Consider the following 20,439-nt stretch of genomic DNA (forward strand, 5'->3'; position numbering starts at 1 on the left):
CGGGGAGGGGCAGGCGGGGTCAGCCGACGGCCTGCGCGAAGCCGTTCGCGGGATCCGCGAGGTGCGCGAGACCCTCCGGCAGCTCCCGGCCCTTCGCCCGCATCGACTGCGCGTACAGGCGACCCGCGCGGTACGACGAGCGCACGAGCGGGCCGGCGAGCACGCCCAGGAACCCGATCGCCTCCGCCTCCGCCTTGATCTCCACGAACTCCTCCGGCCGCACCCAGCGCGCGACGGGCAGGTGCCGCGGCGAGGGGCGGAGGTACTGCGTGACCGTGATGATGTCGCAGCCCGCGTCGTGCAGGTCGACGAGCGCCTCCGAGACCTCCTCGCGCGTCTCGCCCATGCCGAGGATGAGGTTCGACTTCGTGATGAGGCCCGCGTCCCGCGCCTGCGTGATCACGTCGAGCGAGCGCTCGTACCGGAACGCCGGGCGGATCCGCTTGAAGATGCGCGGGACCGTCTCCACGTTGTGCGCGAAGACCTCGGGACGGGAGGAGAAGACCTCGGCCAGCAGGTCGGGGTTCCCGGAGAAGTCGGTCGCGAGGATCTCGACGCCCGTGCCCGGGTTGTCGGCGTGGATCCGCCGCACGGTCTCGGCGTGCAGCCACGCGCCCTCGTCGGGCAGGTCGTCGCGCGCCACTCCCGTCACCGTCGCGTAGCGGAGGCCCATGCGGCGCACCGAGTCGGCCACGCGGCGGGGCTCGTCGGTGTCGTAGTCGGCCGGCTTGCCGGTGTCGATCTGGCAGAAGTCGCACCGGCGCGTGCACTGGGATCCGCCGATGAGGAACGTGGCCTCCCTGTCCTCCCAGCACTCGTAGATGTTCGGGCAGGCCGCCTCCTGGCAGACGGTGTGCAGGTCCTCCGTCTTCACGAGCTGCTGGAGCGCCTGGTACTCGGGCCCCATGCGGGCCGTCGTCTTGATCCAGCCGGGCTTCCGCTCGATGGGGGTCTCGGCGTTGCGGACCTCGAGGCGGAGCATGCGGCGGCCGTCCGGTGCGGTGGCGGCGGTCATGCGCGGGCTCCGGCGACGGAGGAGAGGGGAGCGGTGGCGGGCATGGCGGATCCGTTCGAGGAGAGGGCGCGCACGAGGTGCGGGCGGAGGAGGGGGACGACGTCGGCGGGCGTGACCGTGCGGCCGATGGCGCGGCTGATCGAGGTGACGCCGGCGTCGCGGATGCCGCACGGGACGATGCAGTCGTAGGCGTCGAACGCGTTGCTGCAGTTGAGGGCGAAGCCGTGCATCGTGACCCGCTCGGCGACGCGGACCCCGATGGCGGCGACCTTCTCGTCGCGGGGGCTCCCGTCGGGGGCTGCGCCGCGGATCCAGACGCCGGAGCGGCCGTCGACGCGGTACGACGCGACGTCGAGGTCGGCGAGGAGGGCGATGAGCGCCCCCTCGAGGCGGCGCACGTGGGCCACGACGTCGAGGGGCTCGGGCAGCCGCACGATCGGGTAGCCGACGAGCTGCCCCGGCCCGTGCCAGGTGATGCGTCCGCCGCGGTCGACGTCGATGACGGGCGTGCCGTCGCGCGGCCTGTCCTCCGGCTCGGTGCGTCTCCCCGCGGTGTACACGCTGGGGTGCTCGAGGAGGATGACGGTGTCCTGCGCCCGGCCCGCGACGACGTCGGCATGCAGGGCACGCTGACGCTCGAGGGCCTCGATGTACGGCACGGAGTTGGCGCTTAGCCCCGTGACGACGATGTCGACCACGCGGCCAGTGTAGGCGCACTGCCAGCGGGCACCGACGCCCGGGCGGCGCGCGACGCGACGGGACGTTGCCCGGGGACGCGGGGGAGCGGAGGATGGATCCTCGATGACCGACTCCGCCGCACCCGCCGCCCCGCCCGCCCCTCCCGCCGCCGACCGTCCCGTCCGCGCTCCGCGCGCGCAGCACGTCCTCGAGGTGCTCCGCACGGAGCGCCTCAGCCCGCACCTCGTCCGCGTGCACCTCGGCGGGGAGGGGACGCGGGCGCTGCTCGAGCAGGCCGTCCCCGAGCGGCTCGCCGCGACCGACGCCTACGTGAAGCTCATGCTGCCGCAGCCGGGATCCGGCGTCGTGCCGCCGTTCGACCTCCCCGCCCTGCGCGAGACGCTGCCGCCCGAGGCGCTGCCCGCCGTGCGGACCTACACGCTGCGCCACGCGGATCCGGCCGCGGGCACCTGCGCGATCGACTTCGTGGTGCACGGCGACGAGGGACTCGCAGGTCCGTGGGCGGCGACCGCGCAGCCCGGGGACCTGATCGCGGCGAGCGGTCCCGGCGGCCTGTTCCGGCCGACCGACGATCCCGCGGTCGCGCGGCTGCTGATCGGGGACGACTCGGCCGTGCCCGCGATCGCCGCGGCGCTCGCCGCGATGCCGGCTGACGCGCGCGGGGTGGCGGTCGTCGAGGTGGACGGGCCCGCCGACGAGCTCCCGCTCGCGCACCCGGCGGGCGTGGAGCTGCGCTGGATCCACCGCTCGCGCACGCCGGGCGCCGTGCCGGGCGCGCCGCTCGTCGACGCGGTGCGCGTCATCGAGCGGCCGGACGGCGAGGTCGAGGTCTTCGCGCACGGCGAGCGCGGCGCGATCAAGGAGATCCGCGCGCTCCTGCAGGACGGCTGGGGCCTCGATCGCCGTGCCCTCTCGCTCTCCGCCTACTGGGCGCTCGGCCGCGCGGAGGACCGCTTCCAGGCGGAGAAGCGCGAGTCGGTGGGGGCGATCTTCGCGGAGTGAGGGCGCCCCGGAGGAGGAGCCGCCTGTGGACGCGTCCCCCACCGTGCGCCGCGGGCTCCCTATGCTCACCGGGGTCGTGCCTCCCGAGGCGTCCTCCGCCCGAGGCCGGCCCGCTCGCCGACAGCGCATGTCGCTGACCCGGAAGAGCGCATCATGTGGATCGACGACGACGGAACCGTGTCGTCCATGTGGGTGAGCGGGTCGTTCCGCCTCCTGCCGTGGCGGGCCCGCTGGGCCCTCTGGACCGCTGAGCTCGACGAGCTGGCGGACGACGTGACCGCGCTCGAGACCGCCGTCGGGAACGCCGCCTCCTGCCGCCGGGAGTGGCCGGACCAGTCGGCGTACCGCATGCGCGAGATCCCGCGTGAGCTGCGCGGAGGCTTCCGCGGCCTGCGCGACTTCGCCGACGTGCGCGAGCACCTGCTCTCCTTCCCGCTGGCGCTGTCCATGCAGTGGCAGACGGACGTGGTGCAGGTGGCCGTCGACGTCGTCGACACCGTCCGCCGCAGCACCCGCCGCCGCCTGCTCGCCCGCGGTGCGCGCATCGCGGCGTCGCGGCTCAGGATCCCGGTGATCGGTCGCTCGGAGACCGGCCCGCCTCTGGCCCGCCGCATCGCCCCGCTCGACGCCTGCGCGGCGCCCGGGCAGCTCGTGGACGACGACGGCGAGCCCCTGCGCGATCCCTCGCGCTCCGAGCGGCTCGCCGCTGCACGGGCGCGGGCGGAGGGGTGATGGCCGAGGCGGCAGGCCGCCGCCGGTGCGCCCGCGCGCACGATGCGGGGCGGTCGTCGTGATCCTCCCCTGGCGACGGCGCCCCCGCATCCCCGTCGAGTTCGCGCCGTACGCCCCCCGCTCCTTCCTGCGCAGCACCGCGGTCCCGCCGTACGAGGACTGGCTGCCGGCCGGGATCGCCGGGCGCATCCGGCTGCCCGGCTACCCGCACCCGTGGGTTATGGCCCGGACCATGTACGGGGACGACGAGCTCGGTCCCGACGCCTACCGCCTGGTGCTCCCCGAGGAGCTGCGGTACGGCGGCGAGGACGACTGGATGGTGACCATGCCCGACTCGGGGTTCCTGCCGGGCCCAGAGGGCGGTCTCATCGACGTCGTCACCACCGCGCTCGACGTCCGGTGGGACGCGTCCCCCGAGGCATGGGAGGAGGCGAGGGCGTGGTTCGTCCGGCACTCCGACCGCTCCTGGGAGCGCCTGACGCGATGGCAGCGCCTGTCGTTCGGCTCGATCTCCGGTCGCCGGAGGAAGGGGCCCGTCGCGTTCTTCGACGTGGGGCCCTTCGAGGAGCCGTTCGGCTGAGACCGCAGCGTCCGGGCGGCGGAGCCGGGAGCGCGCGCCCGCGCCGCGTCCTCCGGCACCCCACGGATCCGCCATGCTGTTCCCTGCGCGTGATGCGGCACGACCGCCCGCGCGGATCCCGTCCCCCCACCCCGGAGACCGCCATGACCGCTTCCGCGTCCGAGCCCCTGCCCACGCCGATCGCCCCCTCGCCCGACGAGCCGTCGACCGCGGGGATCCCGCACTCCGTGATCGAGGACGTGCTGGGGATCCTCACCGGCACCTTCGTCGCCTCGTTCGGCCTGTTCCTGCTGCGGGACGCCGGCGCCGTCACGGGCGGCACCGCCGGTCTCGCGCTGCTGCTGAGCTACACGGGCGTGCTGCCGTTCGGGGTGCTGTTCTTCGTGGTCAACGCGCCGTTCTTCGCGCTCGCGGTGTGGAAGAAGGGGTGGCGGTTCACGATCCGCACGGCCATCTCGGTCGCGCTCGTGTCGCTGTTCTCGACGCTGCACCCCGCCATGGTCACCGGGCTCGAGCTGCAGCCGGTCTACGGCGTGCTGGCGGGGAACCTGCTCGTGGGGATCGGGCTGCTGGTGGTCTTCCGGCACGGATCCAGCCTCGGCGGGTTCAACATCGTCGCGCTCATCGTGCAGGAGCGGTTCGGGTTCCGGGCCGGGTACGCGCAGATGATCCTCGACGTGGTCGTCATCCTGCTGGGCCTCACGGTCGTGTCCGTGGGCGGCGTCGTGATGTCGGCGCTCGGCGCGGTGCTGCTCAACCTGGTGCTCGCGCTCAACCACCGGCCGGGGCGCTACACCGGGATCTGATCCGCGGCGGTCAGCCGCGTGAGGTGGCGCCGCCCGGCGCGGCTCCCGCGGGCGCCGATCCGTCGACCGCGTCGGCCGGCTGGCGCAGGTACCCGCGGCGACGCAGCCCGACCTCGAGCGGCAGCGTCGCGAGCGGCGGGATCGCCGCGACGCCCGCGAGGAGCGCCGGCTTCCACCCCCACCGGAGGCGGATCGCGGCGACGGCCGTGACGATCACGTAGAGCACGAACGCGACCCCGTGCAGGCGGCCGAAGACGTAGACGCCGAGCTCGGTCGTCTCCGTCACGTACTTGAGGAACATGCCGACGAGGAGGCCGGTCCACGTGATCGCCTCGACGATCGCGACCACGGCGAAGAGGCGTCCGAGGCGCGACGGTCGGTCGGAGCGATCGCGCGTGCCGCGCACGAGCGCCGCGAATCCGGTGGCCGGCGCGGAGCCGGCAGCGGCGGGGGAGACGGCCGACCCCCCAGGGCGGGCCCCGGGCTCGGCGGGCGGGGCGGCGTCGGGGTGCGGGGCGTTCGTCATGGGGCCTTCCGGGGCAGGGGGATCCACGGGGATCCGACGGGCGGGGCAGGTCGAGGCCAGGGTACGGGGCGGCGTCGGGCGGGAGCTGGGACGCGATCCGGCACGGGCGAGCGGGGGGGGGGGCGGGACCGCTGCGGCCGTGCGTGGGGCATGTGCATCGCCTGTGAGCGGGGCGTGCGCGAGGTCCTCACCGGACACGTGTCACGCATCACCGTGGCGCTGTGCGACCATTTCCACATGAGGCGGAATTCGCCTCGACGATCTGGGGGGATCAATTGGGGGAGCACCACTCTGCCGTCCGCCGTGCCTCGACACGGGGGACGCGCACCGCATCCGCACGCGCACGACTCATCGCCGCCGTCACGGGGCTCAGCCTCGGGGTGACGCTGCTCGTCGCCGTGGAGCCGACCGCGGCTCCGGCCGAGGCCGCCACGGCGGGCACCGCTGCGTCGACCGCGCGCGTCATCGCGCCCGGCACGAGCGTCGTGCAGCCGGCCGCGACCGACGGTGCGCCGACCACCGCGTCGATGATGCGCCTGCTGCAGGCGACCGCCGCAGCGGCGCCGTTCACCGCGACGCCCGCGCCCGTCATCACCGGCAAGGCCGTCATCGGCCAGCGTCTCCTCGCCACCACCGCGCGCTGGACCCCCGCCGCGACGACGAGCACGTACGCGTGGCTCGTCGACGGCGTGCCCGTGAGCGGGCAGACGAGCACCGCGTACACGGTGCGCGCCGCCGACGCGGGATCCGTCATCACGGTCGCCGTCACCGGCAGCCGCTCCGGCTACGACACGAGCACGCAGACGAGCGCGCCGACCGCGACCGTCCCGACGCCCGTCGTCGCGCCGTTCACCGCCGCCCCGGCGCCCACCATCGCCGGATCCCCGCAGGTGGGCTTCACGCTCACCGCGCGGTCCGGCACCTGGACTCCGTGGCCGACCTTCTCCTACGCCTGGACCCGCGACGGCGTGCTGATCGCCGGCCAGACCGGCGTCACCTACCGGGTCGCCGAGGCGGACCGCGGTGCGGACCTCGCCGTGACCGTCGCCGGCACGAAGACGGGGTACTCGACGACGACCCGGACGAGCGACGCGATGAGCGTGCCCGCCCCGACGCCGACGGCCACGCCGCCGACGGCTCCGACGCCGACCCCGACGGTCGCGCCGACGCAGGCGCCCACGCCGACCCCGACCCCGACTGTCGCGCCGACGCAGGCGCCCACGCCGACCCCGACCCCGACTGTCGCGCCGACGCAGGCCCCGACGCCCACCCCGACGCCCACCCCGACCCCGACGGTCGCCCCCACGACCGCGCCGACCCCGGCGCCCACGACGCCCGCCGCCGCGCCCTTCACAGCCGCCGCGACGCCCACCATCGCTGGCACCGCGCGCGTCGGATTCACGGTGTCCGCGCGCGCCGGGGTGTGGACCCCGTGGCCGACGTTCTCCTACGCATGGCTGCGCGACGGGGTCGTGATCGCCGGCCAGACCGGCGTGACCTACCGCGTGCAGGCCGGGGACGCGGGATCCCGCATCAGCGTCACCGTGACGGGCACGAAGACCGGCTACGCGACGAAGTCGCTGACGAGCGCGGAGCTCCAGGTCCCGGCCGCGAGCACGCCGACGCCCACCCCGGCCCCGACGACGCCCGCGCCGACACCCACCGCGACGCCGGGCACGCCGACGCCGACGCCCACCGCGACGACGCCCGTCCCGACCCCGGAGCCCACCGCCCCGGCCGAGGACGCGCCGTTCTCGGCGGCCGCCACCCCGACCATCGCCGGCACCGCCCGCGTCGGATTCACGCTGTCCGCGCGCGCCGGGGTCTGGACGCCCTGGCCGACCTTCTCCTACCAGTGGACCCGCGACGGGGTCGCCATCGACGGCCAGACCGCCGTCACCTACCGCGTGCAGGAGGGCGACCAGGGCACCACCATCGCCGTGATCGTCACCGGCACGAAGACCGGGTACGTGACGCAGGCGCTCCCGAGCGACGGCCTCCTCGTGCCCCTGCCCGAGTCGACGCCGGAGCCCACCGTGCCCACGCCGGACCCGACGCCCGCCCCCGACGTCGCGTTCGAGACCGTCGGCACCCCGTCCATCACCGGCCTCGGCCGCGTGGACTACACGCTCAATGCGAAGTCCGGCACGTGGTCGCCGTGGCCGTCCTTCTCCTACGCGTGGCTGCGCGACGGCGTCGCGATCCCCGACCAGACCGGCGCGAGCTACCGGGTCGTCGCGAGCGACGTGGGCACGAGCATCTCGGTCGCCGTCACCGGCACGAAGACCGGGTATGTCACGCAGACCGTGACGAGCCCCGGCGTCGCCGTCGTCGCGACGCCCGTCACGCCGCCGCCGCCCGCGCCGTCCGTCCCGTTCGAGGCGACGACGACGCCCGTGATCCAGGGATCGCCCGTCGCCGGCAGCCCCCTGCGGGTCGAGACGCCCGCATGGACTCCGGAGGCCACCGCGTACGCCTACGCGTGGGCCCGCGACGGCGTGACCGTGCTCGGCGCGACCGACGCGACGTACACGGTGCGCCGCGCGGACGCCGGGTCGCGGATCACCGTGACGGTCACCGGCACGCGCTCCGGCTACAAGGCCACGAGCGTGACGAGCGAGCCGACCGCCGTCGTGGTCGACGCCCTCGACGTGCCGCCCGCCGAGCCCGCGCCGTCGCCCGACGACCAGCCGTTCACGGACACGCCGAGCCCGACCATCACGGGTGACGCGAGCGTGGGATCCACCCTCACGGCCGAGACGCCCGCGTGGACCCCCGAGGCCACCGCGCTCTCCTACGTGTGGAAGCGCAACGGCGTCGTCGTCCCCGGCCGCACCGCGTCGACCTACGTGCCCGCTCCGCGTGATGCCGGATCGCAGGTCACCGTGACCGTCACCGGGCGGGCCGACGGCGTCGCGCCGACGTCCCGCACGTCCGTGCCGCGCCAGATCGCGTCGACAGGCGAGGGCTACGACGTCGTCGTGATCCTCGGCCAGTCGAACGCGCAGGGCGTCGGCACCGGCTGGGATCCGTCCATCGACGTCAGCGTGCCCGGCCTCGACCAGCTCGCCGGCAGCGGCGCCAAGGCCGGGCAGATCGTGCCCGCCAAGGACTCGCTGAGCCACGTGACCACCTGGACCACCTCCGGCGGCGTGCAGGCCGTCGGCCCCGGGATGGAGCTCGGTCGGCACATGCTCGCCGACGCCCGCCCGGGCCGGAAGGTGCTGCTCGTCCCCGCGGCGATGGCGTCCACCTCGATGACGGGCGACGGCACCTACGCGTGGAACCCCGCCGACACCCGGTCGCGCATCAACCTGTTCACCCGCGCGCTCGGGCAGATCGACGCCGCGCTCGCGCAGGATCCCGACAACCGCCTCGTCGCGGTCGTCTGGGCCCAGGGCGAGTCCGACGCGACCCGCACGAACGCCGCCGGCTACCAGTCGATGCTGCTCGACCTCGTCGACCGGCTGAACACGCGGTACGGCGCGGTGCCGTTCCTCATCGGCGGCATGGTGCCCGAGTGGCTGAACGTGTCGACGCTGCGCCAGGCCATCGACACCGCGCAGCAGGGCATGCCCGCGCTGCGTGCGAACGTGTCGTACATCCCGGGAGCCGCGGGCTACAGCAGGGCCGAGGACTCGATCCACTACACGGCGGCCGGTGCCCGGGCCATGGGCGACAAGTACTTCGCCGCCTACCAGCGGGCCACGGGCGCGGTGCAGCTGTCGAAGTAGGGGAGGCGGGCGGCCGCACGCGATGACCGGCCGCCTGCCGTCCGGAGGGCTCGGGCGTCAGCAGCAGGCGTCGCGGTGGGCGTCGGCGTCGGCGTCCGCGTCGGCCTGCCGCTCGCCCGTGAGCGCGCCGACGGGCACGGTGCACGCGTCGCCGCGCCACGCCTCGAGGCCCTCGCGGACGGCGAACGCGGCGATCGCGAGCCCTGCGACGGGATCCGCCCACCACCAGCCCAGCCCGGCGTCGAGCAGCAGCCCGACGAGGAGCGCGGCCGACAGCCACGCGCACACGAGGGTCTGCCGGGAGTCGGCGACCGCGCTCGCGGAGCCGAGCTCGGTGCCCGTGCGGCGCTCGAGCAGGCTCAGGGCCGGCATCACGGCGAGGCTCAGTGCCGCGAGGACGATGCCCGTGGTGCTCGGGCGCGCCTCGGATCCGCCCGCCAGCGCGAGCACGGCGTCCACGCTCACGTAGGCCGCGAGCCCGAGGAACGACACCGCGATCAGCCGGAGGGCCGTGCGCTCGCGCGCCTCCGGATCCGGAGCGGAGAACTGCCACGCGACGGCGGACGCGGCGAGCACCTCCACGATCGAGTCGAGCCCGAACGCGACGAGCGCGGTGGACGACGCGACGGCGCCGGCCGTCAGCGCGACCACGGCCTCGACCGTGTTCCACGCGATGGTGCCCGCGACGATCCAGCGGATGCGGCGGCGCAGCACGTCGCGGCGCGCGATCGTGAGTCCCGGCGCCGGGGCGATGCCGCTCATGCGCCCGCCGCGCAGCAGCCGGGGTCGCAGAGCGCCGGGTCCACGCACGCCCGGTCGTCGTCCACCGCGAGCACGACCTCCACGAGCGCGCCGAGCCCGCGGGCGATGCGCGGATCCTGGATCTCGTAGCGCGTGCTGCGCCCCTCGGGCACCGTGCGCACGATGCCGCAGCCGCGCAGGCACGCCAGGTGGTTGGAGACGTTCTGGCGCGTGAGGCCGAGCGTCTCGGCGAGGAGCGCGGGGTAGGCGGGGCCGTCGAGCAGCTCCATGAGGATCCGCGCCCGGGTCGGATCCGCGAGCGCACGGCCGAGCCGGGTCATGACGTCGAGGCGCGGAGCGAGGGTGGGCATGCGACGACGGTACAGCGATGGCTGTACCGATGTCGAGTGGCGGGGCTGTGACGGTCTGCCAGGATCAGGAGGACGCCCCACCCGCGGGCGACGTCCCGACCGGAGGATCCATGGCCGAGCGCATCCCGCACGTCGTCTTCGTCTGCGCCCGCAACGGCGGCAAGTCCCAGCTCGCGGCCGCCCTCATGCGGCAGGCGGCGGGCGACGCGGTCGCCGTCACGTCGGCGGGCACGGATCCCGGCACCTCGCTGAACGCGCTCGCGGTCGAGTCGCTCGCCGAGCTCGGCATCGACGTGGCGGGCGAGCGCCCGAAGCCGCTCACCGACGACATGGTGCGCGAGGCCGACCTCGTGGTCGTGCTCGGCGCGGAGGCGCACGTGGACGGCGACCAGGACGTCGCGATCGAGACGTGGATCACGGACGAGCCGTCCGAGCGCGGCATCGACGGCATGGAGCGGATGCGGCTCGTGCGCGACGACATCCGCGCGCGCGTCGAGGAGCTGCGCGCCCGGCTCGGCGGCGTCGAGGGCGACCCGGCGGCGCGCTAGGCCCCGACGCGCGGCGGCTGGTCGACGCGGGCTACGCGTCGACGTGCGCCGGCCGGTCGACCCGGCGGGCGACGAGCGCGTCCACGTGCCGCTCGAGCACGCCGAGCGCGCGGGCGCTGCGGGCCGGATCCGGCTCCTCCACGAGCAGCTGCAGCGCCAGGCCCGCGAGCAGCGCCTGCAGGTGGTCGGCCTCGGCCTCGGGATCCGCGTCGGGCCGGAGCAGGCCAGCTGCGCGCAGCTGCGCGAGCTGCTCGAGGCAGGTCTCGCGTGCGGCCGCGTGCGCGGCGGCTCGCACCTCGCGCAGCCGCGGGTGCGACGCCGCGTCGGCGAGGAGCGCGGCCGTGACCTCGGCCTCTCCCCGTCGTCCGTCGTCCAGCGGCAGGTGCTCCGCGAGGATCCGCACGGCCCGCCGCCGCGCGTCCGGATCGGTGCGGCGGCTCCGGATGCGGCCGTCGATGCGCCGGGCGACGAGTCCGGTGGCGTGGGCGACGAGGTCGATGCGGCTGGGGAAGCTGTGGCGCAGGGATCCGGTGGAGAGGCCCGCCTCGGCGGCGACCGTGCGGACCGAGACGCCGCTCGCGCCGTCGCGCCGGATGACCCGCCAGACCGCCTCGGCGAGCTCGTCCTCGCGGCGGGCGTGGTCGATCAGGCGCGGCATGGCGTCACGGTAGCACCGGGATCCGACGTGCCCGTGGGCCTCCCGGCGAACGCCTCCCGAACGGTAGCGTCGAGCGGATGAGCGCCTTCTCGCCGCCCTGCGGCCCCGTCGTCGGCTGGACGGACGGCGACGTCGTCCGCGCGACCGGGATCCCGTACGCCACGGCCGCCCGCTTCGCGCCGCCGGTCCCGCACCCCGACTGGACGGAGCCCCGCGCCGCGACCTCGTGGGCGCCCGCGTGCCCGCAGCCGCCCATGGAGGAGCTCGACGCCGTGCTCGGCAGCTTCGCGGGCCTCGCCGTCGACGAGGACTGCCTGCGCGTCTCCGTCACGATGCCGCGCGACGTGCGGCCGGACGACGCGCTGCCGGTGATGGTGTGGATCCACGGCGGTTCGTACGTGTCCGGTGCGGGCGACGTGCCGATCATGGATCCCGCGCCGCTCGTCGCCGAGCAGCGCGTGGTGGTCGTCACGGTCACCTACCGGCTCGGGCTCCTCGGATACCTCGGCGACGGCCGCGACCGGCCGGCGAACCTCGGCCTCCTCGACCAGCTGGAGGCGTTCCGCTGGGTGGCGCGCAACATCCGCGCGTTCGGCGGGGACCCAGACCGCGTCACAGCGTTCGGGCAGTCGGCGGGCGGTGACGCTGTCGCGCATCTGATGGCCGTGCCCGAGGCGGCCGGGCTCTTCCGTCGGGCGATCGTGCAGAGCGCGCCGCTCGGCATCTCGCGGGGCCGACGCCGCATGGCGGCCGCGATGGCGCGCGCCTCCCGCGGGCTCACGGCCGAGATGCCCGTGGCGGAGGTGCTCGCGCGGCAGGCCGAGGTCGAGCGCGCCGCCGTGCCGTTCGGGCTGCTCGGGGCGATGCCGTTCGGCACGCAGTACGGGCACGCGCCGCTGCCACCCGAGTCCGGGATCGACGCGGCCTGGGACGCCGCCGCGCCCGGCGTGGACGTGCTCATCGGCAACACGGCCGAGGAGGCGCGGCTCTTCCTGCCGGGGATCCCGTGGCTCGCGCGCCTCACGCGGCTCCCGGTGGCCGGCCCGCTCGTGCGTCGCGCGGCCGTCGCCGCGGTCACGGGGATCGTCTACGGCGTCCCCGGTCGCCGCTTCGCCCGACGCCACGCGCGCGCCGGCGGCACGGCGCACCGCTACGTGATCCGCTGGTCGGCGCCCGGCAGCCCGTTCGGCGCCGCGCACACCGTGGACCTGCCGCTGCTCTTCGGCGACGAGGAGGCGTGGCGCGGCGCCGGCCTCCTCGGCGGCGGCGACTGGGACGGCATCCAGCGCGACGCCCGCCGGGTGCGGCAGGTGTGGGGCGACTTCGCGCGCGGGCGCATCCCGACGCGGCAGCTGATCCCGGGCGTGCTCGAGCTGCGGCGCGTGCGCGGCTGAGCTCCCGACCTCAGAGCAGGTGGTGGATGGCCGTGGCGACCACGTCCGGATCCGTCACGGGCACCATGTGCTCGGAGTGCGGTGCCGGGATCCACGCGCCCTGCTCGAAGGCCGCCGCGGACGACCGGTGCGCGCGCACGAGGTCGCGCCGCTGGCCGCGGGTGAGCGGGCTCGAGGCCGTGCCCGAGATCACGCGCACGGGGATGCCGGGGAGCGGGGAGGTGGATCCGACGAGCCCCGCGAGGCCCGGAAGCAGGTGCTGCTGCTCGGCGGCGGTCGCGCGCGCCGCCCGCACCCAGCCGGCGGCGTCGGCGGCCGCCGCGAGGAGCGGCTCCGGCAGGCCGGCCAGCGCCATCCGGTGCAGCCGTCGCAGGAGCCCGAGCCGCGCGAGCGGGACGACCAAGGCCGCCTGCGTAGCGAAGCCGATGCGCGCGGCGGCGGAGCCGTAGCCGCGGGCGCGCTCGTCGCTGGGATCCACCAGCACGACGCCGGCGGTTGGCAGCCCGCGCGCGATCCGCCGCGCCGCCACCACGCGCACGACCGGCCCGCCCCAGCTGTGCCCGGCGAGCACCAGTCGGCGATGCGGGAACGCGGCGATCACCGCCTCCAGGTCGTCGGCGAGCCGGTCGAGGTCGCGCGGCGCGGGATCCGTGTCGCTGTCACCGAGCCCGGCGCGGTCGTACGCGACGACGCGGTGGGTGCGCGCGAGGATCCCGTGCACGAGCCCCCATGTCAGCCCGCTGCCGCCGAGGCCCGCCTCCAGGACCACGAGGTCGTCGCCGGTCCCGGCGACCATCGCGCGGAGGCGGCGGCCGTCCGGCGTCGTGACCGTGACGTCGCCCCCGAGGAGGCCGTCCCTCACGCGAGTACCGTCCACGGCTGCGGCGTCCAGTCGTCGGTCGCGAGGAGGCCGGCCAGCCAGTCGTCCTCGCGACCGTCGCGACCCATCGCACCGAGGCGGGCGACGCCCTCGAAGCGGAAGCCGAGCGCGCGGGCGACGCCGGCGGATCCGGTGTTCCCGGCATATGCGCGCCACCCGATCCGCGCGAGGCCCAGCCCCGCGGACGCATCGAACCCGTGGTCGACGACCGCCGCCGCGGCCTCGCGCATGATCCCGCGGCCGCGCGCCCCGGGTGCCAGCCAGTACCCGATCTCGGCGGCAGCGTCCGCGATGGCGTGCAGCCCCACGGTGCCCACGAGCTGGCCACCCTCGAGCACGGCCCAGGTCAGGCGGTCGCCCGACGCCCAGCCGAGGGCGCAGAACTCGGTGACGTAGGAGACCGCGTCCTCGCGCGCGTACGGCACGGGGACGGGCACGTAGCGCTGGATCGCCGGGTCCTGGCACGCGGCCGTGATCGCGTCGACGTCGTCGACCGCGGGCGGGTGGAGCGTCAGTCGCGGGGTGCGGAGGGTGACGGGATCCATCGCGCCACGCTACCGGAGCGCCAGATCACCGCTCCGTCGCGGCCGCGTCGCTGCACGACGCCGGGGCAGCGCGCGCGATGGGCGGCATGCTCTGGCGCTGCGACGCGGGTCCGCGTCATCATCTCCTCCTACGGCGCTGTGCCGACGGACGATGACGGGAGCGGGACGCGATGACGACTCGGCACCGCATCATCTTCGCCACGACCCTCGTGATCACGGTGGGGCTGCTGATCGCCGGGGTGATCCTGCTCGCGACCTCGGACTTCGAGGACATCCGCGGGCGGGCCCTCTGCGTCGCGGCCACGGGGATCGGGGTGGCCTACGTCCCCATGCGACGCGTCCAGCGCCGGAGGCCCCGCCGCTGAGAGCGACGCGCAGCGAGGTGCGCACGCCACATGCGAGACGAAGACGGCCCGCCCCCTGCGGAAGGGGACGGGCCGTCAGTGCGGTCAGCGGATCAGTCGCGCGGCTTCCGCCCGCGACGCTCCGGGGCCGCACCGCGCTCGGCGGCACGGGGGCCGCCGCGGTCGGGGCGGATGTCGATCGGACGGCCGTTGATGACCGTGCTCGCGAGCCTGTCGATCCGGTCCTGCGGCAGCCCCGCCGGCAGCTCGACGAGCGAGAAGTCGGGGCGGATGTCGATGTGGCCGAAGTCCTCGCGGCTGAAGCCGCCCTCGTTGGCGAGCGCGCCGACGATCTGGCGCGGCTCCACGCGGTGACGGCGGCCGACGTCGATGCGGTACGTCGCCATGTTGCCGCTGCCGCGCGCGGGACGGGCGCGACGCTCGCCGCGCTCGTCGCCGTCGCGGCCCGGGCGGTCGTCGCGGCGCTCGCGCTCGACGCGCGGCGGGCGGAGGTCGTCGGCCGAGAGCAGGAGCGGCGTGTCGCCCTGCGCCACGATGGCGAGCGCGGCGGCCACGTCGGACTCGACGACGTCGTGATGGTTCACGTAGTGGCCCACGATGTCGCGGAACGCATCGAGGCGCTCGCGGTCGGCGAGGGCCGCGGTGATCGCGTCGTCGAAGCGGGAGAGGCGCGTCACGTTCACGTCCTCGGCGCTCGGCATGCGCATCTCGGTGAGCGGCTGGCGCGTGGCCTTCTCGATGGCGGTGAGGAGGCGGCGCTCGCGCGGCGTGACGAAGCTGATCGCCGCACCGCTGCGTCCGGCGCGGCCCGTGCGGCCGATGCGGTGGACGTACGACTCGGTGTCGATGGGGATGTCGTAGTTGACGACGTGGCTGATCCGGTCGACGTCGAGCCCGCGGGCCGCGACGTCGGTGGCCACGAGGATGTCGAGCTTGCCGTTCTTGAGCTGCTCGACCGTGCGCTCGCGCTGCGCCTGCGCGACGTCGCCCGAGATGGCGGCTGCCGCGTAGCCGCGGGCCCGCAGCTTCTCCGCGAGCGTCTCCGTCTCGTTCTTGGTGCGGACGAACACGATCATGCCCTCGAAGTTCTCGGTCTCGAGGATGCGCGTGAGGGCGTCGACCTTCTGCGGGTACGACACCATCAGGTACCGCTGAGTCGTGTTCGCGGAGGTCGTGGTCTTGTTCTTGACCGTGATCTCCTCGGGGTCCTGCAGGTACTTGCCCGAGATGCGGCGGATCTGCGCGGGCATCGTCGCCGAGAACAGCGCGATCTGCTTCGACTTCGGGGTGTCGGCGAGGATCGTCTCCACGTCCTCCGCGAAGCCCATCTTGAGCATCTCGTCGGCCTCGTCGAGCACGAGGAACTTCAGCTGCGACAGGTCGAGGGTGCCCTTGTCGAGGTGGTCCATGATCCGGCCGGGGGTGCCGACGACCACGTGCACGCCGCGGCGGAGCGCCGACAGCTGCACGCCGTAGCCCTGGCCGCCGTAGACGGGGAGCACGTGCACGCCGCGCATGCCGGACGCGTAGCGCTCGAACGCCTCGCACACCTGGAGGGCGAGCTCGCGGGTGGGCGCGAGCACGAGGGCCTGCGGGGTCTTCTGGGACACGTCGAGGTTGGAGAGGATCGGCAGCGCGAACGCGGCCGTCTTGCCGGTGCCGGTCTGCGCGACGCCGAGGACGTCGCGGCCGGAGAGGAGGGAGGGGATCGTGGCCGCCTGGATCGCGGAGGGCGTCTCGTAGCCCACGTCCTTGAGTGCCTTGAGCACCTGGTCGGAGAGACCGAGGTCGCTGAAGGTCGTGCGGGGGGCGGCGTCCGCGTCGGGGGTGGATGCGGTGTCGTCAGTGCTCATGCCTCAACGGTAGGGGGTCGGGGGCACCCCGGGCCCCACGGCATGCGGATCGGCTGGCGATCCCGGCGTCGCCCGCTCCTCCGCCGACCGCGTCAGGCGGCCGGGACGAGGTCGGGTGCGGGGACGTGTCCGCGGTGGCGCGCGAGCACCGCGGCGATCAGCATGGCGACGGCGGCGCAGGCCGTGCTGGTGGCGACGACGCTCTCCGTGTGGATCGGCGTGTCGGAGTAGCTCCCGCCCCAGATCGCCGGGGCGATGGCGAGGAGGGCCAGGAGCTGTCCGATGAGGCCGTTGCCGAGGATCAGCACCGTCCCGAGCGCGTCCCACGCCGTCCCGCCCGGCGCGCGTCCCCGTCGCACCGCCACCGCGACGACCGCCGCCCCGGCGAGGCCCAGGAGATGCAGGGGGAGGTAGGCGTCGCCCAGGGGCGTCGCGGTCCCCGTCAGCCCGGCGACGAGAGCGTTCGTCCCGATCGCCGTGAAGGATCCCGCGACGAGCGCGACGCCCAGCGCGCCGGTCGCGCCCGTGATCCGCACGGCCCGCGCGACCGCGAGCACCGCGAGGGCGAGCAGGAGCATCCCGACGCCGTGGGTCTCGGCGGCGTCGCCCAGGGGGACCCAGTCGCGGGAGGGGAACGAGTGGTCGAACCGCCCGTCCTGCACCCCCGCCTCCGGGTCGTCCCACGATGCGGCGGCGGTGATCCAACGCGCGGTGGAGGCGTGGAGCTGGAGGGCCGCGGAGGCCGCGAGCAGGGCGGCCGCGATGACGCGCCACGCGGCGGATGCGCGGCGGTGCGCGGGGATGGGGAGCGGGCGCTCGATCAGGCTCATGGCCCAGCAGTACCGCATCCGCCGCCTCCGCGGGTGACGGGAGGGCGTCGAGTCTCCCCACCTGGTGAATTCCAGGAGGCGCCCACGCGGCGGACGGTCAGCGCGGCCGGCGCCCGACGTAGGCCGTGCGGGTGCCGCGGAGGGCGACGCCCGGGATCCGCGCCAGGGCGTGCGGGCCGTCGTCGTCGAGGAGGGCGTGGAGGGCCGCGCGGTCGCCGGCGTCGAGGCGGTCGGCGGCGCGGTCGCGGAGGCGGGCCAGCCACGCTCGTGCGTAGGGGAGGGTCGCGGCGGCGGCGATCGTATCCGCCGGGTCGGGGTCGACGCGGAAGACGCGCGTCGCGACGTCGACGAGGCCGGCGTCGCGCAGCCACGGCGCCCAGTCCGGGTGCGACGGGCCGCCGGTGCCTCCGTGCGTGACGGCGCCGTCGAGGCGGTCGGCGAGGCCCGGGCGGCCGAGCGCGGGATCGAGACGGTCGGGCAGGAAGCGCGGCGGGCCGTCCATCTCGACGACGGCGAGCAGGCCGCCCGGCGCGAGGCCGTCGTGGACGCGCGCGAGGAGCCCGGCCGGGTCGGCGACCTCGTGCAGCACGAGCGACGCCCACACCAGATCTGCGGGCGGCAGCGCGGGCCAGTCCGCGTCGAGGTCGGCGTGCACGGTGCGGATCCTGTCGGCCAGGCCGTCGACGACCGCGCGCTCGGTGACCCGGTCGAGCATCGCGGCGCTCGCGTCGACGGCGTGCACCTCGGCCCGGTCGAAGCGCCACGCGAGCGCGACCGTGCCGGTGCCGGTCCCCGCGCCCAGGTCGACGACGACGCGGCCGGCGGTGTCGCGCGCGAGGCGGCGCACCCAGGCGGTGAGCTCGCGCTGGTGGCCGTGCAGGATCCGGGCGTCGAGGTCGAGCATGCGGGCGAGCGACGGGTCGGCGGGGCCGTGGGCGTGGTGCGGGTGGGTCATGCATCCAGGGTGGTGCACTGCTGCCGCAGGCGCATACGATCTTGCCCATGACGCAAGAGCCCGATGTCGACGCCCTCGTCCGCCAGCGCATCCGGAGCCTCCGCGAGGCCCGCGGCTGGTCGCTCGACGCGCTCGCGGCCCGGTGCTTCCTCAGCCCGTCGACGCTCAGCCGCATCGAGACCGGTCACCGGCGCATCGCCCTCGACCAGCTCGTGCCCATCGCGCAGGCCCTCGAGACGTCGCTCGACGCGCTCATCGAGTCGGGCGACGACGCCGACGTCGTGATCCGCCCCCAGGCGGACTCGGAGGCGGGGCGCACGATGTGGATCCTGTCGCGCGGCGGAGCCAGCGGCTCCGGCCCGTTCGTCGCGAAGATGCGCATGACGCCGACGCGGCCCGTGCCGGTGGACCAGCTCGGCGTGCACCCCGGCCGCGACTGGTTCACGGTGCTCTCGGGCACCGCGCGGCTCCAACTGGGCGAGCGGACGATCCTCGTGGAGGCGGGCGACGCCGCCGAGTTCTCGACCATGGTGCCGCACGCCATCGGCGCGCACCGCGGCGTGGTCGAGATCCTGACGATCCTCGACCGCGACGGGCAGCGCGCGCACCTGCGGACGACGGGGGTCGCTCCCGCCGCGCACGAGGCGCACCCGGGAGACGACCCGACGGAGGGCTAGCCCTCGGCGGGCGGCGTCTCGGGCACGGGCTCGACCGGCGTCTCCGGCTCCGGCGGGGCGGGCGGCGTCGTCGGCTCCGGGCTCTCGACCGGGGGCTCGGGCGACGGCTCGGGATCCACGGGCGCGGGCGTGGTCGGGTCGGGCGTCGGCACCGTGGGCGGGTCCGTCGTCGGCTCGGGCTGGGGATCGGGGTCCGCCGGCGTCGTCGGGTCCGGGTTCGAGGGCGAGCCGCCACCGGTGCCGGGGTTCGACGGCGTTCCGGGATTCGTGCCGCCGCCACCGCTGTTGCCGCCGCCGGTGCCCGGGGTGAACGTCCCCGTGCCCGGCCGCGTGCCGGGACGCGACGGGATGTTCGGCGCCTTCGGCACGACCGGGAGCGCGATGCGCTCGGGAGCCGCGGTGGCGAGCGTGAGGGTCACGACCGTGCCGGGCGCGACGCGCGTGCCGGCCGCCGGGTCCTGGCTCGCCACGATGCCGACGTCCTGGCGCACGAACGCGCCGCCGCCCGCGCCCGCGAACGCGATGCCGAAGCCGGACGCGGCGAGCGTGTCGCCGGCGTCGGCGCCGGTCATGCGGGTCACGTCGACCATCTCGACCAGGCCGTCCGCGGAGATCGGGAGCGGGTTGGCGGGATCCGTCGCGTCCGGCACGGGACGCGAGTCGGAGATCTCGATGGTGTCGGGGTCCGCGACCTCGTCGGTCGGCGTTCGGAGGGTGGAGGCGACCGCGCCGCCCGCGATGAGGACGAGGGCGAGGCCGGCCGCGACGCCGCCGGTGGCGCGCGTGCGGACGCCGGGGATCCATGCGGCGCCGCTGCGGATCAGGGGGATGAGCCCCGCGACCAGGGCGACGACGCCGAGCGCGATGAGGAGGCCGGGGATCCCGGCGATGACCGCGGCGGCGACCACGAGCACCGCGGCGACCGCGAGCGCGGCCCACGGCCAGGTGCTGCGGCCGCGGAGGGCCGGCGCGGTCGCGGCGGCGCGGGGCGTGGGGGCGGACGCGGCGCTCGTGGCCGGACGCGGCGGCGCGAAGCTGCCGGCCACGGAGGAGGTGCGCGGCGCGGGAGCGCCGAGCGGCGCACCGGTCGGCGGGGCCATCGGGAGACCGGCGGGAGGGTCGACGGGCGCACCGGTCGGCGGGGCCATCGGGTATCCCGCGGGCGGCGCGACGGGCGCACCCGTGGGCGGCGCGAGCGGAGCCCCGGCTGGTCCGGCGTCCACCGAGGCGTCGACGGCGGATCCGGCGGGCGGGGCGAGCGGGGCGGCCCCGGGCGCGTAGTCCTCGGGCAGCGGCGACTCGGAGATCAGCTTGGGCTCGGGCGTCGACGACGCGCGGCCCGGGAAGACGCGGCGGCTGGAGACGAGCGACGTCCAGCGGGCGCCGTCCCAGAAGCGCTGGTTGCCCTCGCCGTCGCCGAACCAGCCGGGCTCGTCGGACGACGGGGTGACCGACGTCGGGGAGACGGGCGGCGGGGTCGACGACATGGTGCTCCTCAGGAGAGCGTTCCTCAGGTGAGGGAACTGCC

21 protein-coding genes are annotated in these 20,439 nt (G+C 75.7%); 9 read left to right on the forward strand and 12 right to left on the reverse strand.

The features are described from left to right. Positions 1 to 19 precede the first annotated feature (19 nt). Positions 20 to 1,015 (reverse strand): lipoyl synthase, encoded by a 996-nt coding sequence (gene lipA, locus K0V08_RS01740; protein WP_079532579.1) that lies wholly within the window; start codon positions 1,013 to 1,015, stop codon positions 20 to 22. Continuing rightward, positions 1,012 to 1,713, reverse strand: coding sequence for a lipoyl(octanoyl) transferase LipB (gene lipB / locus K0V08_RS01745; RefSeq protein WP_079532582.1), 702 nt, complete (start codon positions 1,711 to 1,713; stop codon positions 1,012 to 1,014). Before lipB ends, lipA begins: the two co-directional genes overlap by 4 nt. Positions 1,714 to 1,816: 103 nt before the next feature. Between lipB and K0V08_RS01750 the strand changes: the two genes are divergently transcribed. From K0V08_RS01750 to K0V08_RS01765, 4 genes are all read left to right on the forward strand, one after another. Continuing rightward, a complete protein-coding gene (locus tag K0V08_RS01750) occupies positions 1,817 to 2,716 on the forward strand; it encodes a siderophore-interacting protein (protein ID WP_079532584.1) in 900 nt (299 codons plus the stop codon). Positions 2,717 to 2,869: 153 nt separating this feature from the next. Further along, positions 2,870 to 3,448: a hypothetical protein gene (locus tag K0V08_RS01755; protein ID WP_079532586.1), complete on the forward strand. Its 579-nt coding sequence runs from the start codon at positions 2,870 to 2,872 to the stop codon at positions 3,446 to 3,448. A gap of 58 nt (positions 3,449 to 3,506) precedes the next feature. Beyond that, positions 3,507 to 4,028 carry a hypothetical protein gene (locus tag K0V08_RS01760; RefSeq protein WP_079532589.1) on the forward strand — a complete coding sequence of 174 codons (522 nt, stop codon included), beginning with the start codon at positions 3,507 to 3,509 and terminating at the stop codon, positions 4,026 to 4,028. A gap of 143 nt (positions 4,029 to 4,171) precedes the next feature. Then, a complete protein-coding gene (locus K0V08_RS01765) occupies positions 4,172 to 4,834 on the forward strand; it encodes a YitT family protein (protein WP_079533719.1) in 663 nt (220 codons plus the stop codon). Positions 4,835 to 4,844: 10 nt separating this feature from the next. Here the strand turns inward: K0V08_RS01765 and K0V08_RS01770 are convergent, their stop codons facing one another. Then, complete coding sequence (locus K0V08_RS01770) at positions 4,845 to 5,360, reverse strand: DUF3817 domain-containing protein (RefSeq protein WP_227325233.1); 516 nt, start codon at positions 5,358 to 5,360, stop codon at positions 4,845 to 4,847. A 380-nt stretch (positions 5,361 to 5,740) separates the two neighbouring features. On the opposite strand from K0V08_RS01770, the gene K0V08_RS01775 reads away from it, so the two are divergent. After that, positions 5,741 to 9,094, forward strand: coding sequence for a sialate O-acetylesterase (locus K0V08_RS01775; RefSeq protein ID WP_231689092.1), 3,354 nt, complete (start codon positions 5,741 to 5,743; stop codon positions 9,092 to 9,094). A gap of 57 nt (positions 9,095 to 9,151) precedes the next feature. Here K0V08_RS01775 and K0V08_RS01780 read toward each other — a convergent pair whose 3' ends face one another. Continuing rightward, on the reverse strand, positions 9,152 to 9,856 hold the full coding sequence (locus K0V08_RS01780; RefSeq protein WP_079533723.1) for a cation efflux transmembrane domain-containing protein: 705 nt from the start codon (positions 9,854 to 9,856) through the stop codon (positions 9,152 to 9,154). Then, the gene (gene cmtR, locus K0V08_RS01785) at positions 9,853 to 10,206 is read right to left on the reverse strand and encodes a Cd(II)/Pb(II)-sensing metalloregulatory transcriptional regulator CmtR (RefSeq protein WP_012037903.1); all 354 of its coding nucleotides are present in this window, start codon (positions 10,204 to 10,206) and stop codon (positions 9,853 to 9,855) included. The genes K0V08_RS01780 and cmtR overlap by 4 nt, the downstream gene beginning before the upstream one ends. 110 nt (positions 10,207 to 10,316) lie before the next feature. On the opposite strand from cmtR, the gene K0V08_RS01790 reads away from it, so the two are divergent. Next, complete coding sequence (locus tag K0V08_RS01790) at positions 10,317 to 10,754, forward strand: arsenate-mycothiol transferase ArsC (protein ID WP_012037904.1); 438 nt, start codon at positions 10,317 to 10,319, stop codon at positions 10,752 to 10,754. A 31-nt stretch (positions 10,755 to 10,785) separates the two neighbouring features. Here the strand turns inward: K0V08_RS01790 and K0V08_RS01795 are convergent, their stop codons facing one another. Continuing rightward, complete coding sequence (locus K0V08_RS01795) at positions 10,786 to 11,412, reverse strand: TetR/AcrR family transcriptional regulator (RefSeq protein WP_012037905.1); 627 nt, start codon at positions 11,410 to 11,412, stop codon at positions 10,786 to 10,788. Between the two features lie 77 nt (positions 11,413 to 11,489). Between K0V08_RS01795 and K0V08_RS01800 the strand changes: the two genes are divergently transcribed. Next, a complete protein-coding gene (locus tag K0V08_RS01800; protein WP_079532593.1) occupies positions 11,490 to 12,806 on the forward strand; it encodes a carboxylesterase family protein in 1,317 nt (438 codons plus the stop codon). Between the two features lie 10 nt (positions 12,807 to 12,816). On the opposite strand, the gene K0V08_RS01805 is transcribed toward K0V08_RS01800, so the two are convergent. Next, the gene (locus K0V08_RS01805) at positions 12,817 to 13,668 is read right to left on the reverse strand and encodes an alpha/beta fold hydrolase (RefSeq protein ID WP_079532595.1); all 852 of its coding nucleotides are present in this window, start codon (positions 13,666 to 13,668) and stop codon (positions 12,817 to 12,819) included. Then, positions 13,665 to 14,231, reverse strand: coding sequence for a GNAT family N-acetyltransferase (locus K0V08_RS01810; protein WP_079532597.1), 567 nt, complete (start codon positions 14,229 to 14,231; stop codon positions 13,665 to 13,667). Before K0V08_RS01810 ends, K0V08_RS01805 begins: the two co-directional genes overlap by 4 nt. A gap of 170 nt (positions 14,232 to 14,401) precedes the next feature. On the opposite strand from K0V08_RS01810, the gene K0V08_RS01815 reads away from it, so the two are divergent. Further along, positions 14,402 to 14,596 carry a hypothetical protein gene (locus tag K0V08_RS01815; protein ID WP_079532599.1) on the forward strand — a complete coding sequence of 65 codons (195 nt, stop codon included), beginning with the start codon at positions 14,402 to 14,404 and terminating at the stop codon, positions 14,594 to 14,596. Positions 14,597 to 14,688: 92 nt separating this feature from the next. On the opposite strand, the gene K0V08_RS01820 is transcribed toward K0V08_RS01815, so the two are convergent. From K0V08_RS01820 to K0V08_RS01830, 3 genes are all read right to left on the reverse strand, one after another. Next, complete coding sequence (locus K0V08_RS01820) at positions 14,689 to 16,449, reverse strand: DEAD/DEAH box helicase (protein ID WP_012037911.1); 1,761 nt, start codon at positions 16,447 to 16,449, stop codon at positions 14,689 to 14,691. A gap of 92 nt (positions 16,450 to 16,541) precedes the next feature. Then, entirely contained in the window at positions 16,542 to 17,279 is a 738-nt protein-coding gene (locus tag K0V08_RS01825) for a hypothetical protein (protein WP_079532602.1), read from the reverse strand. Between the two features lie 97 nt (positions 17,280 to 17,376). Then, positions 17,377 to 18,234, reverse strand: coding sequence for a class I SAM-dependent methyltransferase (locus K0V08_RS01830; RefSeq protein ID WP_079532605.1), 858 nt, complete (start codon positions 18,232 to 18,234; stop codon positions 17,377 to 17,379). Positions 18,235 to 18,281: 47 nt separating this feature from the next. On the opposite strand from K0V08_RS01830, the gene K0V08_RS01835 reads away from it, so the two are divergent. After that, entirely contained in the window at positions 18,282 to 18,911 is a 630-nt protein-coding gene (locus K0V08_RS01835) for a helix-turn-helix domain-containing protein (RefSeq protein WP_079532607.1), read from the forward strand. On the opposite strand, the gene K0V08_RS01840 is transcribed toward K0V08_RS01835, so the two are convergent. Continuing rightward, positions 18,908 to 20,398 carry a Stk1 family PASTA domain-containing Ser/Thr kinase gene (locus K0V08_RS01840; protein WP_079532610.1) on the reverse strand — a complete coding sequence of 497 codons (1,491 nt, stop codon included), beginning with the start codon at positions 20,396 to 20,398 and terminating at the stop codon, positions 18,908 to 18,910. The genes K0V08_RS01835 and K0V08_RS01840 overlap by 4 nt on opposite strands. Between the last annotated feature and the right edge of the window lie 41 nt (positions 20,399 to 20,439).

Source organism: Clavibacter michiganensis, from assembly GCF_021216655.1.
Classification (GTDB): domain Bacteria; phylum Actinomycetota; class Actinomycetes; order Actinomycetales; family Microbacteriaceae; genus Clavibacter; species Clavibacter michiganensis.

What these genes read in the sequence shown, in the direction of transcription:
- lipA (WP_079532579.1), bottom strand. Translation starts at nt 1,015, where the DNA reads ATGACCGCCGCCACCGCACCGGACGGCCGCCGCATGCTCCGCCTCGAG.
- K0V08_RS01750 (WP_079532584.1), top strand. Translation starts at nt 1,817, where the DNA reads ATGACCGACTCCGCCGCACCCGCCGCCCCGCCCGCCCCTCCCGCCGCC.
- K0V08_RS01755 (WP_079532586.1), top strand. Translation starts at nt 2,870, where the DNA reads ATGTGGATCGACGACGACGGAACCGTGTCGTCCATGTGGGTGAGCGGG.
- K0V08_RS01765 (WP_079533719.1), top strand. Translation starts at nt 4,172, where the DNA reads ATGACCGCTTCCGCGTCCGAGCCCCTGCCCACGCCGATCGCCCCCTCG.
- K0V08_RS01770 (WP_227325233.1), bottom strand. Translation starts at nt 5,360, where the DNA reads ATGACGAACGCCCCGCACCCCGACGCCGCCCCGCCCGCCGAGCCCGGG.
- K0V08_RS01780 (WP_079533723.1), bottom strand. Translation starts at nt 9,856, where the DNA reads ATGAGCGGCATCGCCCCGGCGCCGGGACTCACGATCGCGCGCCGCGAC.
- cmtR (WP_012037903.1), bottom strand. Translation starts at nt 10,206, where the DNA reads ATGCCCACCCTCGCTCCGCGCCTCGACGTCATGACCCGGCTCGGCCGT.
- K0V08_RS01790 (WP_012037904.1), top strand. Translation starts at nt 10,317, where the DNA reads ATGGCCGAGCGCATCCCGCACGTCGTCTTCGTCTGCGCCCGCAACGGC.
- K0V08_RS01795 (WP_012037905.1), bottom strand. Translation starts at nt 11,412, where the DNA reads ATGCCGCGCCTGATCGACCACGCCCGCCGCGAGGACGAGCTCGCCGAG.
- K0V08_RS01800 (WP_079532593.1), top strand. Translation starts at nt 11,490, where the DNA reads ATGAGCGCCTTCTCGCCGCCCTGCGGCCCCGTCGTCGGCTGGACGGAC.
- K0V08_RS01810 (WP_079532597.1), bottom strand. Translation starts at nt 14,231, where the DNA reads ATGGATCCCGTCACCCTCCGCACCCCGCGACTGACGCTCCACCCGCCC.
- K0V08_RS01815 (WP_079532599.1), top strand. Translation starts at nt 14,402, where the DNA reads ATGACGACTCGGCACCGCATCATCTTCGCCACGACCCTCGTGATCACG.
- K0V08_RS01820 (WP_012037911.1), bottom strand. Translation starts at nt 16,449, where the DNA reads ATGAGCACTGACGACACCGCATCCACCCCCGACGCGGACGCCGCCCCC.
- K0V08_RS01825 (WP_079532602.1), bottom strand. Translation starts at nt 17,279, where the DNA reads ATGAGCCTGATCGAGCGCCCGCTCCCCATCCCCGCGCACCGCCGCGCA.
- K0V08_RS01830 (WP_079532605.1), bottom strand. Translation starts at nt 18,234, where the DNA reads ATGACCCACCCGCACCACGCCCACGGCCCCGCCGACCCGTCGCTCGCC.
- K0V08_RS01835 (WP_079532607.1), top strand. Translation starts at nt 18,282, where the DNA reads ATGACGCAAGAGCCCGATGTCGACGCCCTCGTCCGCCAGCGCATCCGG.
- K0V08_RS01840 (WP_079532610.1), bottom strand. Translation starts at nt 20,398, where the DNA reads ATGTCGTCGACCCCGCCGCCCGTCTCCCCGACGTCGGTCACCCCGTCG.